The organism is Slackia piriformis YIT 12062 (assembly GCF_000296445.1).
Classification (GTDB): Bacteria; Actinomycetota; Coriobacteriia; order Coriobacteriales; family Eggerthellaceae; genus Slackia; species Slackia piriformis.
Map to the genome: position 1 here is coordinate 786,141 of NZ_JH815198.1, position 16,494 is coordinate 802,634.

Annotated in this window: 16 protein-coding genes and 1 tRNA gene; all 17 read left to right on the plus strand. The window is 58.7% G+C overall.

Annotated features, from left to right (window positions below):
• Positions 1-27: 27 nt before the first annotated feature.
• The 17 genes from ftsY to HMPREF9451_RS10240 all read left to right on the plus strand — a co-directional run bounded on the left by ftsY (position 28) and on the right by HMPREF9451_RS10240 (position 16,419).
• Positions 28-948 (plus strand): signal recognition particle-docking protein FtsY, encoded by a 921-nt coding sequence (gene ftsY, locus HMPREF9451_RS03470; RefSeq protein ID WP_009138926.1) that lies wholly within the window; start codon positions 28-30, stop codon positions 946-948.
• A gap of 77 nt (positions 949-1,025) precedes the next feature.
• The gene (ffh, locus tag HMPREF9451_RS03475) at positions 1,026-2,462 is read left to right on the plus strand and encodes a signal recognition particle protein (RefSeq protein WP_009138927.1); all 1,437 of its coding nucleotides are present in this window, start codon (positions 1,026-1,028) and stop codon (positions 2,460-2,462) included.
• A 77-nt stretch (positions 2,463-2,539) separates the two neighbouring features.
• Entirely contained in the window at positions 2,540-2,968 is a 429-nt protein-coding gene (locus HMPREF9451_RS03480; RefSeq protein ID WP_009138928.1) for a hypothetical protein, read from the plus strand.
• A gap of 108 nt (positions 2,969-3,076) precedes the next feature.
• Positions 3,077-4,078, plus strand: coding sequence for a type I glyceraldehyde-3-phosphate dehydrogenase (gene gap, locus HMPREF9451_RS03485; RefSeq protein ID WP_040626003.1), 1,002 nt, complete (start codon positions 3,077-3,079; stop codon positions 4,076-4,078).
• 211 nt (positions 4,079-4,289) lie between these two features.
• Positions 4,290-5,474: a phosphoglycerate kinase gene (locus HMPREF9451_RS03490; protein WP_009138930.1), complete on the plus strand. Its 1,185-nt coding sequence runs from the start codon at positions 4,290-4,292 to the stop codon at positions 5,472-5,474.
• 33 nt (positions 5,475-5,507) lie between these two features.
• Positions 5,508-6,278: a triose-phosphate isomerase gene (tpiA, locus tag HMPREF9451_RS03495; RefSeq protein ID WP_009138931.1), complete on the plus strand. Its 771-nt coding sequence runs from the start codon at positions 5,508-5,510 to the stop codon at positions 6,276-6,278.
• A gap of 102 nt (positions 6,279-6,380) precedes the next feature.
• Positions 6,381-7,931, plus strand: a complete 1,551-nt coding sequence (gpmI, locus tag HMPREF9451_RS03500) for a 2,3-bisphosphoglycerate-independent phosphoglycerate mutase (RefSeq protein ID WP_009138932.1) — start codon at positions 6,381-6,383, stop codon at positions 7,929-7,931.
• A gap of 131 nt (positions 7,932-8,062) precedes the next feature.
• Positions 8,063-9,082 carry a 3-deoxy-7-phosphoheptulonate synthase gene (gene aroF / locus HMPREF9451_RS03505; protein ID WP_009138933.1) on the plus strand — a complete coding sequence of 340 codons (1,020 nt, stop codon included), beginning with the start codon at positions 8,063-8,065 and terminating at the stop codon, positions 9,080-9,082.
• A 2-nt stretch (positions 9,083-9,084) separates the two neighbouring features.
• Complete coding sequence (locus HMPREF9451_RS03510) at positions 9,085-10,068, plus strand: prephenate dehydrogenase (protein WP_009138934.1); 984 nt, start codon at positions 9,085-9,087, stop codon at positions 10,066-10,068.
• The gene (gene aroB / locus HMPREF9451_RS03515) at positions 10,065-11,126 is read left to right on the plus strand and encodes a 3-dehydroquinate synthase (protein ID WP_009138935.1); all 1,062 of its coding nucleotides are present in this window, start codon (positions 10,065-10,067) and stop codon (positions 11,124-11,126) included. The genes HMPREF9451_RS03510 and aroB overlap by 4 nt, the downstream gene beginning before the upstream one ends.
• 129 nt (positions 11,127-11,255) lie before the next feature.
• Positions 11,256-12,347 carry a chorismate synthase gene (gene aroC, locus HMPREF9451_RS03520; protein WP_009138936.1) on the plus strand — a complete coding sequence of 364 codons (1,092 nt, stop codon included), beginning with the start codon at positions 11,256-11,258 and terminating at the stop codon, positions 12,345-12,347.
• A complete protein-coding gene (locus HMPREF9451_RS03525) occupies positions 12,344-13,558 on the plus strand; it encodes a bifunctional chorismate mutase/prephenate dehydratase (protein WP_009138937.1) in 1,215 nt (404 codons plus the stop codon). The genes aroC and HMPREF9451_RS03525 overlap by 4 nt, the downstream gene beginning before the upstream one ends.
• Before the next feature lie 81 nt (positions 13,559-13,639).
• Positions 13,640-14,947, plus strand: coding sequence for a shikimate kinase (locus HMPREF9451_RS03530; RefSeq protein WP_148508640.1), 1,308 nt, complete (start codon positions 13,640-13,642; stop codon positions 14,945-14,947).
• A 35-nt stretch (positions 14,948-14,982) separates the two neighbouring features.
• Entirely contained in the window at positions 14,983-15,420 is a 438-nt protein-coding gene (gene aroQ, locus HMPREF9451_RS03535; RefSeq protein WP_009138939.1) for a type II 3-dehydroquinate dehydratase, read from the plus strand.
• Between the two features lie 64 nt (positions 15,421-15,484).
• Positions 15,485-15,742, plus strand: coding sequence for a preprotein translocase subunit SecG (gene secG, locus HMPREF9451_RS03540; RefSeq protein WP_009138940.1), 258 nt, complete (start codon positions 15,485-15,487; stop codon positions 15,740-15,742).
• A 93-nt stretch (positions 15,743-15,835) separates the two neighbouring features.
• Positions 15,836-15,924 (plus strand) — tRNA-Leu (locus HMPREF9451_RS03545).
• A 306-nt stretch (positions 15,925-16,230) separates the two neighbouring features.
• The gene (locus HMPREF9451_RS10240) at positions 16,231-16,419 is read left to right on the plus strand and encodes an IS1/IS1595 family N-terminal zinc-binding domain-containing protein (protein WP_009138941.1); all 189 of its coding nucleotides are present in this window, start codon (positions 16,231-16,233) and stop codon (positions 16,417-16,419) included.
• Positions 16,420-16,494 lie beyond the last annotated feature (75 nt).

A 16,494-nucleotide genomic window follows, 5' to 3' on the forward strand; every position in this document is an offset into this window, starting at 1 on the left:
CGAACACGACTTTCGAAAGGAGCCCCGATGGGATTCTTTGATCGCATAAGCCAAGGCCTCGCTCGTTCGCGCGAGCGCTTTACAGAGCAGATGAACGTTCTTCTCGACCGTGGTCCCGATCTAGACGACGATTTCTGGGACGGCCTCGAGGAGACTCTTATTCTTGCCGATATCGGCGGCCCGGCCGCTTTTGACATCGTCGAGGGCCTGCGTGACACGGCGACGCGCAAGGCTTTGCCCGATGCCTACGCCGTACTTGATCTTCTGAACGAACGCATGGCGTCCTCGTTCGCCGAAGGCGGCGAAGAGATTTTCGGCGGCGAGCCCGCGGTCGTGCTGTTCGTGGGAATCAATGGTGCAGGAAAGACCACCACGGTCGGAAAGCTGGCGAAGGAAGCCACCGATGCCGGCCGCACGGTTTTGCTCGGCAGCGCCGATACCTTCCGCGCGGCTGCCATCGAGCAGCTCGAAGAATGGGCTCGCCGCGCCAATGTGGAGATCTGCACGCGCGAGCGCGGAAGCGACCCTGCCAGCGTCTGCTATGACACGCTCGAGCGCGCGGAGTCGAAGGGGGCGGACCTGGTGCTCATCGACACCGCCGGCAGGCTTCATACCTCTGCCGATCTGATGCGCGAGCTTGAAAAGGTGGTCAACGTCGTTCGCAAACGCTCTTCGCTGCCGGTCTACACCGTCCTTGTCATCGACGCCACCACGGGCCAGAACGGCATGCAGCAGGCGAAAGAGTTCGATCGCGCGCTCAAGCTCGACGGCGTCATCGTGACCAAGCTCGACGGTACGGCGAAAGGCGGCATCGCCTTGGCGGTAAGCCACGAGCTCGATCTTCCCATTCTCAAGATCGGTGTCGGCGAAGGCCTCGACGACTTGAAAGATTTCGACGCGCATGAGTTCGCGCGGGCGTTCGTGGGCGAATTCGACGAACGTTCCTAACGAAAGGCGCGACGCCTCGCGCCCGACACGCTTGCTTTCGCCATCATTCGTTTCATCCGCTTGTAAGGAGCTGTGACATGTTCGACAATCTCTCGGATCGCCTCCAGGGTATTTTTTCCGGGCTGAAATCCAAAGGCCGCCTGACCGAAGAAGATATCAACGCGGCCATGCGCGAGATACGCATGGCGCTGCTTGAGGCGGACGTCAATTTCAAAGTGGTCAAGGAATTCGTCGCCTCTACCAAGGCGCGCTGCCTCGAGGCGGAGATTCTCGACTCCCTGACGCCCGCCCAAAACGTCGTCAAGGTCGTCTTGGATGAGCTCACGGCGCTTCTGGGCCAATCTGATTCGAAGCTGGTGCTTTCCAGCCGCATACCCAACGTCATCATGCTCGTCGGCCTTCAGGGCTCGGGCAAAACGACGGCTTCCGCGAAGCTCGCACACCTCCTGAAGAGCAAGGGCCACAGTCCGCTGCTCGTGGCGTGTGACGTGTATCGCCCCGCTGCGGCCGACCAGCTGCAGACGCTCGGCGACGAGATGGGCGTCAAGGTCTATCGCGGAGACGGCCAAGATCCCGTCAAAATCGCCCAAGAGGGCGTTCGCTTCGCAATCGACAATCTGCGCGACGTGGTCATCGTAGACACGGCGGGCCGTTTGCACGTAGACGAAGAGATGATGGACGAGGCGGCCGCGATCAAGGCGGCGGTGAAGCCCGACCAGATTCTCATGGTGGTCGACGCCATGACCGGCCAAGACGTCGTCAACGTTGCGCAGGCGTTCGCCGAAAAGGTGGAATTCGACGGCGTCATCATGTCCAAGATGGACGGTGATGCACGCGGCGGCGGCGCTTTGTCTCTCAAGCAGGTTACGGGCAAGCCCATCAAGTTCATCTCTGCGGGCGAAAAGCCCGACAGCCTGGAGGAGTTCCATCCCGACCGCATGGCGAAGCGCATTCTCGGCATGGGCGATGTCGTGTCCTTGATCGAGCATGCCTCGAAGGTCCAGGCGGAAGAGATTGAGGCCGAAACAACGGCGCGCATGGCAAAGGCCCAGATCAACCTCAATGACTTCTTGGAGATCAAGAAGCAGGTCAAGAAGATGGGCGGTATCGGCAAGCTGGTCAGCGCGCTGCCGGGAGGCGACAAGGCCATGGCGTCCGGCCAGGTCGATGAAGGCGCTTTCGACCGCATAGAGACGATCATCTTCTCCATGACCAAGCATGAACGCGAACATCCCGAAGTGCTCAACGGCAGCCGCCGTGCTCGTATTGCCGCAGGGTCTGGAACCACCGTGCAAGAAGTGAACCAGGTCATGAAGCAGTTCAACGAAGTGAAGAAGATGATGAAAAAAGCCATGCCTGCCGCCGAGGCTCTGCAAAGCGGCAAGCGCGGAAAGAAGGGCAAGAAAGGCAAGGGCAAAGGACGCATGCCTCGTCTGGGTATTCCTGGCATGGGCGGCATGAAGATGTCGGATCTCAAAAAGCTTCAAGACATGATGGGCGACATGAAGATGTAGGCCCTCGAGATACGAAGATGCGTTTGCCGCGAACGGAAAATCGGGCCGGGCGGCGGCTGCGTAGCAAGGAGGATGCAATGGCCGAGAAGCGTTGTGCTGCGAAGCGTTTCCTTATCGCGGCGGTTGTCGCATACGCCGCGATATGGCTTGCGTGCTTCGTTCTGTACTGGACGAGCTTGTTGGCGGGCGTTCTTGACGGCGGTGCAATCGCGGGATATACGCTGCTGGTCCTGTATATCCTTCTGCCGGTGGCTAGCGTCATTTCCTCGTTTCTTGTCGGTTGCGTGTCCGATTTTGGATGGTGGCGTCTCGTCGCGCCACTTGCGGCTTGCGTTTTCTATCCTCTGTTCATCATGGCGACCTTCGGCCTTTCGACGGAGTTCGGACTTGCCAACGTTGCGAATGCGGATTTTTTTGCGGTCGCAGTCGGTTTCGCCCCTGCCGCTCTAGGGTTGACTGCCGGCTGGCTTGTCTCGAACAGACGAGCGGGCGGTTTTTGTAGATAGGCGGCCACAGTCGTGCGCATTCGACCGTATGCCGATGATGCCTCTTGCGAAGGGGGCTTCGCTTCGTATAATTCGGTGCGTATGGAAAAACCTAGAAAGGGGTTTGCAATGGCAATCAAGGTCGGCATCAACGGTTTCGGTCGCATCGGCCGTCTTGTGTATCGTGCAATGGCGAACGATCCGGCGCTCGACGTCGTCGCCGTCAACGACCTGGGCGACATTCCCACCATGGCCCATCTTCTGAAATACGATTCCGTCCACGGTCGCGCTTTCGACAAGGTGGAGGTTGTCGAGGACGGCTTTATCGCTGACGGCCATAAGGTCAAGGTCCTGAGCGAGCGCGAGCCTTCCAACCTTCCCTGGGGCGAGCTCGGCGTCGACATCGTGGTCGAGTCCACTGGCATCTTCAAGACCGGTGAGCTTGCGTCCAAGCATATCGAAGCAGGAGCCAAGAAGGTTTTGATTACCTGCCCCGCAAAGGGCGAGGACATCACCATCGTCATGGGCGTCAACGACGGCGACTATGACAAGGAGAAGCACAATATCGTTTCCAACGCCTCCTGCACCACCAACTGCCTCGCACCCTTCGCCAAGGTTCTCATGGAGAACTTCGGCATCAAGCGCGGCTACATGAACACCATCCACGCTTACACCAACGACCAGAAGATTCTCGATCTTCCCCACAAGGACCTGCGCCGCGCCCGCGCTGCCGCGCTGTCCATGATTCCTACCACCACGGGCGCCGCTCGCGCCGTTGCCCTGGTTCTTCCCGAGCTCAAGGGTAAGCTCGACGGCTTCGCAACCCGCGTTCCCACCCCGGATGGATCCATGGTCGACCTTACGGTCGAGCTTGATCGCGAGGTGACCAAGGAAGAAATCAACGCGGCCATGAAGGCTGCCGCCGAAGGTCCGCTCAAAGGCATCCTCGAGTACACCGAAGACCCGATCGTTTCCATCGATATCGTCGGAAACTCTCACTCCTCGATTTTTGACAGCCAGCTCACCATGGTCATGGGCGAGAAGAGCAACATGGTCAAGTGCATTTCCTGGTATGACAACGAGTGGGGTTATTCCAACCGCGTCAAGGACCTTGCGAAAATCATGCTGTAAAGCATAAAGCGCCGTTCGAGGGAACGGCGCTTTGCATGGGCGCTGCGAAGCCGCTTGATGCCGTGCCGGTTCTCCCGCGTTCCCGTTTAACCTGGGCGCGAGAGACCATCGGCGGCGTCGAGCGGCTTTTCGCTTGCGTTTGCAATTTCGTTTCGACATTTCGGTCGCACGACGCGACGGCAGCGATCGAAGAATCATCATAGGAGGCATCATGGCCGATATAAAGACCATCGAAGGCGTGGACGTGCGTGGGAAACGCGTGCTTGTGCGCGTCGATTTCAACGTTCCCGTCAAAGACGGCGTCGTAGGCGACGACACGCGCATCCGGGCAGCCCTGCCCACCATCTCGTACCTTGTAGAGCATGGAGCGAGGGTCATCTTGATGAGCCATCTTGGACGTCCTGCGGGCGAAGGCTACGAGGAGAAATTCACCCTGGCGCCTGCTGCCGCGCGTCTTGCCGAGCTTATCGACGCTCCCGTTGTCTTTGCTTCCGATACCATCGGCGAAGATGCCCGGGCCAAGGCGGCGAATCTGTCCGATGGTTGTATCGTCGTGCTCGAGAATCTTCGCTTCGACAAGCGCGAGAAGAAAAACGACCCTGCATTTTGCAAAGAGCTTGCTTCTCTTGCCGATCTTTACGTAAACGACGCGTTCGGCACCGCGCATCGTGCGCATGCCTCCACGGCAGGCGTCGCTGCCCTGCTGCCTTCGTATGCCGGCTTCCTGCTCGCGGGGGAAGTGGATACGCTTTCTGGCATGCTTGATGCTCCCGAGCGTCCTTTCGTCGCCATCCTGGGCGGATCGAAGGTATCCGACAAGGTCGGGGTCATCGACGCCTTGATCGACAAGGCCGACACCATCATCATCGGCGGAGGCATGTGCTTCACCTTCCTGCTCGCCGAGGGCAAACAGGTCGGTACCTCCCTGAAAGAGGAGGACTGGGTCGAGCGTGCGGGCGAGATGATCCAGAAGGCGAAGGCCGCAGGCGTCAAGTTGCTGCTTCCCGTGGACATCGTCGCCGCCGACGCGTTTGCGGAAGACGCCGCCAAGGTCACCTGCGATGCGGATTCTATTCCAGAGGACATGATGGGTCTTGATATTGGTCCGAAAACCGAAGAGCTGTATGCTTCCGCCATCGCACAAGGCGCGACGGTGTTCTGGAACGGCCCCATGGGCGTGTTCGAGATGAAAGCCTTCGAACACGGCACGAAGGCCGTCGCCGAAGCTGTCGCCGCTAACACGCAAGCCGCAACGATCATCGGCGGCGGGGACAGCGTTGCCGCGGTGAACAAGTTCGAGCTCGCCGACCAGATGACCTTCATTTCCACGGGAGGCGGCGCCTCCATGGAGCTTGTCGAAGGCAAGCCCCTTCCGGGCGTCGAGGCCCTTCGCTAACTGATATTCGATACAGCGCATGCAGGAGGATGTATGGCTCGCAAACCCATTATCGCAGGCAACTGGAAGATGAATATGACGCCGGCTGAAAGCGTCGTTTTGTCCCAGGGCGTTTCCAATCACTACGATCGCAAGTGGGACAAGGTAGATGTCGTCTTGTGCCCGCCTTCGATCGATCTTCGTTCCGTGTTCACCGTCCTTGATTTTGATAAATCGAACATCGAGGTCGGTGCTCAAAATGTACATTGGGAGGCTTCGGGCGCCTACACCGGGGAAATTAGCATTCCCATGCTGAAGGACGTTGGTTGCACCTGGTGCATCGTCGGCCACTCCGAGCGTCGCGAGATGTTCGGCGAAACCGACGCCATGGTGAACAAGAAGGTCCGCGCGCTCGTTGAAAGCGGCATGAAGGCCATCGTCTGCGTGGGCGAGAGCCTTGCGGTGCGCGACGCGGGCGATGCGGAAGGATTCGTGTGCGATCAGGTGCGCGCCGCACTCGCCGGCCTTTCCGACGACGAAGCGGCCCAGTGCACCATTGCCTATGAGCCCATCTGGGCCATCGGCACGGGTCGTACCGCCACCCCTGAGCAGGCCGAGGCAATGGCGGCGGCCATTCGTGCTACGGTGCAAGAGCTCATCGGCGAGCAGGCGGCGCAGGGCATGCGCATCCTGTACGGCGGCTCTATGAAACCTGCCAATGCCGAGGCATTTCTCGCCTGCGAAAACGTTGACGGCGGCCTAATCGGCGGGGCGGCTTTGAAAGCCGATGATTTCGCCGCCCTTGTCGCAGCCGCGAGTAAATAGCCCAACGAGTCAGTTTTGCCGCCGGCAATGCCGGTCCATGCCGCAGGTCGCCGACGGAGGCCTGCGGCGTATGTGTTTAAACCGTTGAATCAGGAGGCGCGTATGTCATCCCCATTGAATCTGCCGGCCCTGCTTGTCATCATGGACGGCTTCGGCCTCGATGAGCCATCGCAAGGAAACGCTGTTTCTTTGGCGAACACACCGTATCTCGATTGGCTTTTCGCCAATGCTCCGTTCGTGCCCATGCAGGCTTCGGGAGAATCCGTAGGCCTGCCCGACGGTCAGATGGGAAATTCCGAGGTGGGTCATTTGAACATTGGAGCGGGCCGTGTCGTATACCAGGAGCTTACGCGTATAAACAAAGCATGCCGAGAGGGAAGCATCCGTAGAAACGATGCGATCAACGAGGCTTTCGACCGGGTGATAGAAAGCGGAGGAGCCCTTCATCTGATGGGTCTTTTGTCCGATGGGGGCGTGCATTCGAGCAACGAGCATCTCTATGCCCTCATGCGCCACGCGGCCGATCGAGGCGTCGAAGACATTCGCGTCCATTGCTTCTTGGACGGGCGCGACGTGCCGCCGCAAAGCGCCGGCGAATACCTGCGCGAGCTTCTTGACGTGATGGCCGAGCCGAACCTCGAGGGAAAGGTCCGTATCTCCTCGGTCGAAGGGCGCTATTATGCCATGGACCGAGACAAGCGATGGGAACGGGTCGAGCGCGCATGGGGCGCGGTGGTCTGCGGCGTTCCGCGCTCTGACGAAAACGTGCTCGATTCGCTCGAAGCATCCTACGAAAACGGCGTGACGGACGAATTCTTCGTGCCGACGTCATTCGACGGACGAGGCATGCAAGACGGCGATGCAGCGGTGTTTTTCAATTTCCGCCCCGACCGAGCCCGCGAATTGACGCGTGCGATAGTCGACGCCGAGTTCGACGGCTTTGATCGCGAACGGCGTCCCGAGGTCTCTTTCGTGTGTCTCACCGAATACGATCCCGCTATTGACGCCCCTGTTGCATTTCCCAAGGAATTCCCTGCCAACGTCTTGGCCGATGCCTTGGCCGATGCGGACTTGCGCCAGTACCATATCGCTGAAACGGAGAAATACGCGCATGTGACGTTTTTCTTCAATGGGGGAAAGGAAGAGGAGAAGAAAAACGAGCAGCGCGCCCTCATTGCGAGCCCGAAGGTGGCGACATACGATTTGCAGCCGGAAATGAGCGAGCCCGAAGTTGCCGCCACGCTTGTGCAGGCCATTCGAAACGACGAAGCGGACGTGTATATCGTGAACTTCGCCAATTGCGACATGGTCGGACATACCGGCGTCATTCCTGCCGCCGTCGCCGCCGTCGAAGCTGTTGACTCCGGTGTCGAAGCCGTTATCGAGGCCATAAAGGGGAAAGGGGGCTTCGCGCTTCTGACTGCCGACCACGGCAATGCCGATAAAATGCTCGCCGAAGACGGCTCGCCGCATACCGCGCACACGACGGCCCCCGTTCCCTTCGTCCTGGTGGACGGTGCGTGCGAGGGCAGGAGGCTGCGTATGCCTGACTGTCGCGAAGCCGCCCTGTGCGACATCGCTCCGACGCTGCTTGACGCCATCGGGCTCGAGATTCCGTCCGAGATGACGGGAGAAAGCCTGCTCGTTCGCTAAGTCAACACGTCGGAAACATTTCTCTGACACTTTAGTGTGCAATAGTGCTAGTATAGCGCCCACGGTTTAGCACTAAAGACTTCGATGCCGGGCCACAGGTCCGGCATCGGCATCTAGAGAAAGGTATCGCCATGATTGCCATTGTTCGCGAAGGAATCACCCAAAACGGCCTCGATGAACTCTGCGAATACTTTAAAAGCCAGAACGTCCAGCCTCACGTAATCGTGGGCGAAAAGCAGACGGTTGTCGGCTTGATCGGCGATACGACTTCCATCGATATCCACCTGCTCGAATCCATGGACCAGATTGAGGCGGTTCGCAGGGTTTCCGAGCCTTTCAAGAAGGCGAATCGCAAGTTTCACCCCGACGATACCGTCGTCGAAGTCGGCGGCGTTGCATTCGGCGGCGGTAGCTTCCAGGTCATGGCGGGGCCGTGTTCTGTCGAAAGCGAAGAGCAGTGCATGATTATCGCCGAGGCGGCGAAGAAGTCTGGGGCGACGGTCTTTCGCGGCGGAGCCTTCAAGCCCCGCACGTCTCCCTATGCCTTCCAGGGAATGGGCAAGGATGGCCTTGACATTCTTGCCAAGGTGAAGCGTGAATTCGGCATACCTATCGTCTCTGAGATCATGGATGCGCGCGACCTTCCTTTGTTCGAGGATATCGACATCCTCCAGGTGGGCGCTCGTAATATGCAGAATTTCACGCTCTTGAAAGAGCTTGGGAAAACCGACAAGCCCATCCTGCTCAAACGCGGCCTGGCGGCTACGATCGACGAATTGCTCATGGCGGCTGAGTACATCATGGCGAACGGCAACGAGCGCGTGATGTTGTGCGAGCGCGGCATTCGCTCCTACGACAAGCGCACCCGCAACGTCTTCGATGTTTCCGCCATTCCCGTTCTGCGCGAGCTCACGCACCTTCCCATCATTGCCGATCCCAGCCATGCAACGGGCTATACCCGCCTTGTCGCGCCCGTTGCCTATGCCGCAGCGGCGGCAGGTGCCGACGGCCTTGAGGTCGAAGTTCACCACGATCCCGCTCATGCGGCCTCCGACGGTGCCCAGGCGCTTCTGCCCGAGCAGTTCGACGAGATGATGAAGCGCCTCGCTCTGATTCGCTCGGCGGTGACCGAGCCCATCACGGAGGGGTAATTATGCCTCGAACTTCTTTCGTCGTCCCCTTCGCTTCGTGCGAAACGAACACAGTGGACACCCGTCCGCTTCTGGTGAATCAAAACGGGTTCGATGCGGCATCCATTGGCAATCCCCCCGCATCGCTGCGCCATATCGGCGTGGTTGGCCTCGGCCTTATCGGAGGCTCTTTTGCAAAAGCCTACGCCGATGCAGGCCTGCAAGTCTACGGCGCCGATATCGACGAACGGTCCCTTGCGGCGGCTACGGCCGAGGGCAGCATCGTCTCCGCGCTCGATGACAAAACCGTCGGGGAATGCGATTTGATTCTAATTGCCCTCTACCCCCAGGCTACCGTCGACTGGCTGCGCGAAATGGCGCCGAGAATCTCCAAAGACGCTCTTGTCATCGATTGCGGCGGCGTCAAGCGAAGCATCTGCCCCGATTGCTTCGCCCTTGCGGAACGGCACGGATTCACCTTCCTCGGCGGACACCCCATGGCCGGTACGCATCGCAGCGGCTTCAGGGCCGCTCGTTCCGATCTGTACGCGGGGTCTCCCATGGTGCTTGTTCCTCCGCCGATTTACGATCCGTCCGTCATAGCTCGGGCGCAGGAGGCTCTTTCGGTCGTCGGCTTCGGGTCGTTTTCCGTCACGACGCCCGAAATGCACGATCGCCTTATCGCGTACACTTCGCAGCTCGCGCACATCGTAAGCTCGGCGTTCGTCAAAAGCCCCACTTCCCAGAAACATCGCGGGTTTTCGGCGGGCAGCTATAAGGATCTGACGCGCGTTGCCGAGATGAACGCGCCCATGTGGACCGAGCTGTTTCTCGACAATGCCGACAACCTCGTCGAGGAGCTCGATTCTGTCGTGGAGCAGCTTCGGCTCTATCGCGAGGCTCTGGCCTCGCATGACGAAGAAACGCTCAAAGCGCTCATCGAGGAAGGGTCGGTGGCCAAATTGAAGGCCGACGGTCGCTTTGCAGATGCCGAGGTGATCATGTGAGCATCGTTCATATTGAAGCTTCGAGGCCTTATGACGTTCTGATCGACGAGTGTACGCTCGATGAGGTGGGCGAACTGACGCGACGCGTCAGCGGGGGAGATGCCGCCTTCGTGGTGAGCGATACTCATGTGGCGCCTCTGTATCTCGACCGGGTTACGGAGTCGCTTCTCGAAGCGGGCTATCGAACCTCGTCGTTCGTCTTCGAGGCGGGCGAAGCCTCTAAGACGCTTCAGACGTATGCGGCCTGCCAAAGCGCGATGGCCGAAGCGGGGCTTACCCGTTCTTCCGTGGTCGTCGCGCTCGGCGGCGGAGTCGTGGGTGACCTGGCGGGTTTTGCGGCCGCTACCTATATGAGGGGGTGTTCCTGCATTCAGGTTCCTACCTCGTTGCTTTCCTGCGTCGATTCTTCGGTCGGAGGGAAAACCGCGGTCGACCTGCCTGAGGGAAAGAATCTCGTGGGGGCGTTCTTTCAGCCTGATGCGGTCCTCATAGACACCTCGCTGCTGGAAACCCTGCCGCATCATTTCTTCACCGACGGCTGCGCCGAGGTTCTGAAATACGGCGCTATCGCAGACGAAGACCTTTTTTCGTTGCTGGAAAAACCGCTTGTCGCTCGCGACTCCCGTCTGAAAGAGGTCATTCGACGCTGCGTCGAAATCAAGCGCGACATCGTCCAGGAAGACGAATTCGAACAGGGCCGCAGGCAGCTGCTCAACTTCGGCCACACGCTCGGGCATGCCATCGAGAGGTGTTCGAATTTCGAAATCACCCACGGATACGCCGTGGCGTGCGGCATGGCCCTTGTTGCTCGCGCATGCTCGATTCGCGGCCTATGCGGCGAATCGAGCGCCGATCGCCTGTTTACCGTCCTGCGCTCCTACGGTTTTTCCTGTGAAACGGATTTCGATTCCTCTTCGCTGTACCAAGCGGCGCTTCTCGACAAGAAGCGCAAGGGCGACAGCATCTCGGTTGTTCTCGTGCGAGGTATGGGAAAGGCATTCTGCAAATCTCTCGATCTTGAGGAGTTTCGCCGTTTCGTCGCGGACGCGTGCGGCTGAGGCCGGCGTGCGCATCGGACGTTTTCCGTGTCGCCTTTCAACTGCTGGCTGGCAGGTGAAAGGCGCGGTTTGTCTCCAACGGACCCAAGCGGCTCCGATTGGGTATTTCATGATATTTCGAGGTGGGCTATGTCATCGCATATTGGAAAAAACATCTCCGTATCCGTGTTCGGACAGAGCCATTCTGCCGGGATCGGCTGCGTTGTCGAAGGAATCCCCGCGGGGCATCAGATTGACCGGGAGGCTCTTTCCGCCTTCATGAGGCGGCGCGCGCCGGGCGGTCTGCCTTGGTCCACGCCGCGCAAGGAGGCCGACGAGCCGGAGTTTCTCGGAGGATTGGTCGGCGACATCACGTGCGGCGCCCCTTTAGCGGCCGTGATTCGCAACACCAACACCAGAAGCTCCGACTACGACGCTCTTCGTCGAATTCCGCGCCCAGGCCATGCGGACTATGTGGCCGAGGTGAAATTCGGCGGGCATCAGGACGCTTCGGGCGGCGGGCATTTTTCCGGACGCCTGACCGCGCCGCTGTGCATCGCGGGCGGCATTGCCAAGCAGCTTCTTGAAGAATCGGACGTTTATGTCGGCGCTCACCTGAGGCGCGTGGCCGGCATCGACGATGTTGCATGGGATATGCATGCGTTGACGGCTGAGGATGTCATCGCGCCAGGGGAGAAGCTTTTCCCCGTTGTCGACGATCGAGCGGGCGAGCGCATGATGGACGCCATTGTCGAAGCGCGCTCGAATCGCGACAGCGTAGGAGCCGTCGTCGAGTGCGCGGCTGTCGGCATGCCCGTAGGCGTTGGCGAGCCGATGTTCGACGGCGTCGAGAATGCGATCGCCGCGTATTGCTTCGGTATTCCTGCCGTCAAAGGCGTCGAATTCGGCCGCGGCTTCGAAGCGGCGGACATGAAGGGGAGCGAGCATAACGACCCGTATTGCATGGATGGCGATCGCGTTGCGTTTCGGTCCAACAATGCGGGCGGCATCCTCGGCGGCATTTCGACGGGAGAGCCCATCGTGTTCCGGGTCGCCTTCAAGCCCACCTCTTCAATCTTCGTCGAGCAGGATAGTGTAGACCTGAAAGACGGGGCTGATGCGAAACTTTCCCTCAAAGGACGCCACGACCCCTGCGTTGCCGTGCGTGCCGTTCCGGTTGTCGAAGCGGTGTGCGCCCTGGCCTTGTACGACCTTCTTCTTGAGGAAAGGATGGACCGATGAGCGAAGCGCGCACAACGCCCGCGCCGTCCGCCGCAAGCACTTGCGGCAAAGTGCCCGCGGGCGGAATCGTAGAGCTTTCCGAATCCCGTGCGAAAATCGACGCGATAGACCGCGAGATCGTCCGCTTGTTCGAAGAGCGCATGCGCGTCTCACACGATGTGGCCTGCTATAAACGCGCTACTGGCAAGCCCGTGCTCGATCCCGTGCGAGAAGCTCAGAAAATCGCCGCCGCGACAAGCCTTGCAGACGATGATTTCAAGCAGTTCATACCGCCGCTTTTCGGCCTCATCATGGAAATGAGCCGCACGTATCAGCACCATTCTATAGACGGACCCACATCGTTGAGCGACTTCGTTGCGCATATCTCGAAAGGCGCTACGTTGCCCGAATCTCCGAAGGTGGCGTGCCAGGGTGTTGCGGGCGCGTATTCCCACATCGCGTCGAAGACCTTGTTTTCTCAGGCGAAGATAGAATTCGTTTCTACCTGGCCGGAAGTATGCGACCTGGTCGAGCAGGAGGAGGTCGAATTCGGCGTCTTGCCTCTTGAAAACTCCACCGCAGGGACGGTCGACCGCGTCTATGACCTGCTTTCGACCAGAGGGCTCTACATAGTCAAGGCGGTCACCTTGCGCATCGACCACAACCTCCTGGCCAAGCCCGGATGCTTGCTGAAAGACGTGCGCGAAGTGTTCTCGCACGAACAGGCGCTGCGCCAATGCGACGAGTTCATCTCCTCGCTGTCAAGCGAGGTCCATGCGACGGTATGCAAGAACACCGCACTTGCCGCCCAGGCAGTTGCCGCGAGCGAACGCTTCGACGTTGCAGCCATATCTTCGAAGGAATGCGCCGAAATCTACGGGCTTGATGTGCTTCGTGAGTCGGTGCAAGACGAACGGAACAATTTCACCCGTTTTGTCTGCGTGTCGAATCGGCCGTTCGTCTCCTCCGACGCCGACCGCAGCTCGTTTTTGCTGGTGCTACCTCACGAGCCAGGGTCGCTCTATCGCGTCTTGTCTCGCATCGCGGCGCTCGGCGTGAACATGGTCAAGCTCGAAAGCCGTCCAATTCCGGGACGTGAGTTCGAGTTCATGTTCTACGTCGACGTGGAATCAGTGCCTGGAGATGCGGCCTTTGACCAGCTGGCCATGCAAATCCCCCCTTTATGCGACCGATGCTGCTACCTGGGAAGCTACGCCGAGATATCGCGCTGATGCATTCTGGCGGTTGGAAGACCGCGTCGTATGATACAAAATCGCCCCGAATGAAACGGCCGTGGCATGCGGCCTGAAAGGATGAGAACCGTGGCATCTTCGAAAAAACCCATATTCGGCCTGATCGGGCATACGCTCGCCCACAGCTATTCCCCCAAAATCCATTCTTTGCTCGGGTCGTACGAATATCGCCTGTTCGAGGTTGAACCCGAGAATCTCGAATCGTTCGTGAAAAACGGGGAGTACGCGGGAATCAACGTCACCATGCCATACAAAGAGACCGTCATGCCAATGTGCGACGAGCTTTCCGATGCGGCGCGCATCATCGGATGCGTGAACACGATCGTTCGCAAAGAGGATGGCAGGCTCTACGGAGACAACACCGATTATTACGGCTTTTCTCACCTTGTCGAGTTCTCAGGCGTGCCTATCGAGGGAAGAAAGGTCCTCGTGCTGGGAGCTGGCGGTGCTTCGAAGACGGTTTGCTCCGTCATGACCGACCGCGGCGCGCGCGAGGTCGCCGTTGTTTCGCGCAGTCTTCCTGGAGCGGGTCTCAACACCATCGAAGACCACTATGACGCCGATATCATCGTGAACGCCACGCCGGTAGGCATGTATCCGAACTGCCCCGAATCGCTTGTCGACATCGAGCCGTTCACCATCGCGGGGGAAACGCGCAAAGGCTATCGTGACGGTCTCCATGCGGTGTTCGACGTGGTATACAACCCAGCTCGAACCGACATCTTGCTGCAGGCGGAGAAGCACAAGGTTCCTTACGTCAACGGCCTTCCTATGCTTGTAGCCCAGGCGAAACGGGCTAGCGAGCTGTTCCAGGGCACGAGGATTTCCGACGAGACGATGCGTTCGGTGCTCGAGAGCATCGCGTTCGAGATGCGCAACGTCATATTGATCGGCATGCCGAGCGGCGGCAAGAGCACCATCGGCGCCCTTCTGTCGAAGAAACTCCATCGTCCGTTCGTCGACATCGACAACCATATTCCCGCCGCTGCAGGCAAGTCCATTCCCGAGATATTCTCAGACGATGGAGAAGCGGTCTTCCGCCGCATAGAGACCGACGTGACCGGCGATATCTGCAAACGCTCCGGCCTTGTCATCGCATGCGGCGGCGGAGTTGTCACTCAGCCGAGAAACTACGACCTGCTTCATCAGAACGGTATTGTCGTGCTGCTGCGTCGTCCGATCGAGCTGCTTGTTTCGGACGGTCGCCCCATGAGCATAGCCAAAGGTATCGCAGCCCTCGAACACGAGCGACATCATCTCTACGAAGCCTGGGCGGATATCGCCGTTGAAAACGACGGGACCCCAGATGATACGGTCAAGCGCATCATCGAGGCTTTGGACGAAGTGAGCAACGTGGTGAAGGGATAGCCGGCAGCCAACGCGACAGAAAAGAAGGATATGCCATGAGGTTTCTTGTCATAAACGGACCGAATATCAATTTGCTCGGCCTGAGAGAACCGTCCATCTACGGCACGCAGGACTATCGGGCATTGGTAGAGCTTGTTGCCGAGACGGCGAAGGAAAACGGATTCGAGGCGGACTGCTTCCAGAGCAACCACGAAGGTTCCATCGTAGACGAGATACAGAAAGCCTACGGGGTGTACGACGGGATAGTCATCAATCCTGCGGCATACACGCATACGTCCGTCGCTATCCTCGATGCCTTGAAGGCTGTTGCAATTCCTTTCGTCGAGGTTCATATCTCAGCAGTTGAAAAGCGCGAGGATTTCAGACAGGTATCGTATATTCGCCCGGCTGCGTCGAGCACCATCACCGGTCACGGCATCGAGGGATATCGCGAAGCGCTGCTGTTTTTGCAGAATCTACTTGCGGGGAAATAAGGGCAACGACTATAATTCATAACTTGCCATACTTATTTCGAAACATCGTAAGGAGAGAAGTAACGTGAATCCGTTGCTCATCGCAGTTCTTGTCATCTGGGCCGTTTCCGGCATTGGTCTTATTATTTTCGTCCTCCTGCATTCCGGCAAAGGCACGGGTGTTTCCGATATGATTGCAAGCTCGCTGTATTCCACGCAGACGGGCACGAACATTATCGAGAAGAACCTTGACCGCATCACCATCATTTTCGCGGTTGTGTTCATGCTCTCTTTGCTGGTTCTGATGATTATTTATCCTCAGGGTTCTATTGCCGGTCAGTAGGATCGGACAAAAAGAAACTTTTTTTCAAATTTCTTCTTGTCAATGACGCTTGTTTGTCATAGTATATCAACTCGCAGCCGACGAGGCTGCCATGTCGGAGTGGTGGAACGGCAGACACGCTAGCTTGAGGTGCTAGTGCCCATATACCGGGTGTGCGGGTTCAAATCCCGCCTCCGACACCATAGCAAACCAGAAGGCGGCCGCAGGGCCGCCTTCTTTCGTATGGGCGTGCAGCTGTCTGCCCATATTGTACAGCTCGTATAGTGGGCAGCGTCCGTTATCATGCTTGCGTAAGCATCGCCTCAGGGTTATAGGACAAAAAGTGTGTCCGATTTCGGGAGTTGACGCAGGTCAACGCCCTTTTTTTATGGAAAAAGTCGCAGGAATCGACTTTCCCGCTCGGACAAAAAGTGTGTCTTGATATTGACGTATCACCAGGTCATGTAGTGAAAACCATGGCAAAAAGTCGGTTTTTCCGAAGGAGTGCCATGGATAACAAGAGATGCCCGTCCTGCGGCTCGGCGATGAAGAGGAACGGGAAGACCGGGGCGGGGTCGCAGAGATGGCGCTGCGGGAGCTGCGGGGCGTCTTCCGTCCACCGCAACGACACCTCGGCGCGCGACCTCGCGGCCTTCGCCTCCTGGCTGCTGTCGAAGGACTCGCAGCGCGACATGTGATGTGGCTGATGTGGCAACATCTTTTTGGGCGATCCGGTCAGAGACTCAGGCCCGCCTCCCTGAACCCGACCGGGG

What these genes read in the sequence shown, in the direction of transcription:
- ftsY (WP_009138926.1), top strand. Translation starts at nt 28, where the DNA reads ATGGGATTCTTTGATCGCATAAGCCAAGGCCTCGCTCGTTCGCGCGAG.
- ffh (WP_009138927.1), top strand. Translation starts at nt 1,026, where the DNA reads ATGTTCGACAATCTCTCGGATCGCCTCCAGGGTATTTTTTCCGGGCTG.
- HMPREF9451_RS03480 (WP_009138928.1), top strand. Translation starts at nt 2,540, where the DNA reads ATGGCCGAGAAGCGTTGTGCTGCGAAGCGTTTCCTTATCGCGGCGGTT.
- gap (WP_040626003.1), top strand. Translation starts at nt 3,077, where the DNA reads ATGGCAATCAAGGTCGGCATCAACGGTTTCGGTCGCATCGGCCGTCTT.
- HMPREF9451_RS03490 (WP_009138930.1), top strand. Translation starts at nt 4,290, where the DNA reads ATGGCCGATATAAAGACCATCGAAGGCGTGGACGTGCGTGGGAAACGC.
- tpiA (WP_009138931.1), top strand. Translation starts at nt 5,508, where the DNA reads ATGGCTCGCAAACCCATTATCGCAGGCAACTGGAAGATGAATATGACG.
- gpmI (WP_009138932.1), top strand. Translation starts at nt 6,381, where the DNA reads ATGTCATCCCCATTGAATCTGCCGGCCCTGCTTGTCATCATGGACGGC.
- aroF (WP_009138933.1), top strand. Translation starts at nt 8,063, where the DNA reads ATGATTGCCATTGTTCGCGAAGGAATCACCCAAAACGGCCTCGATGAA.
- HMPREF9451_RS03510 (WP_009138934.1), top strand. Translation starts at nt 9,085, where the DNA reads ATGCCTCGAACTTCTTTCGTCGTCCCCTTCGCTTCGTGCGAAACGAAC.
- aroC (WP_009138936.1), top strand. Translation starts at nt 11,256, where the DNA reads ATGTCATCGCATATTGGAAAAAACATCTCCGTATCCGTGTTCGGACAG.
- HMPREF9451_RS03525 (WP_009138937.1), top strand. Translation starts at nt 12,344, where the DNA reads ATGAGCGAAGCGCGCACAACGCCCGCGCCGTCCGCCGCAAGCACTTGC.
- HMPREF9451_RS03530 (WP_148508640.1), top strand. Translation starts at nt 13,640, where the DNA reads ATGAGAACCGTGGCATCTTCGAAAAAACCCATATTCGGCCTGATCGGG.
- aroQ (WP_009138939.1), top strand. Translation starts at nt 14,983, where the DNA reads ATGAGGTTTCTTGTCATAAACGGACCGAATATCAATTTGCTCGGCCTG.
- HMPREF9451_RS10240 (WP_009138941.1), top strand. Translation starts at nt 16,231, where the DNA reads ATGGATAACAAGAGATGCCCGTCCTGCGGCTCGGCGATGAAGAGGAAC.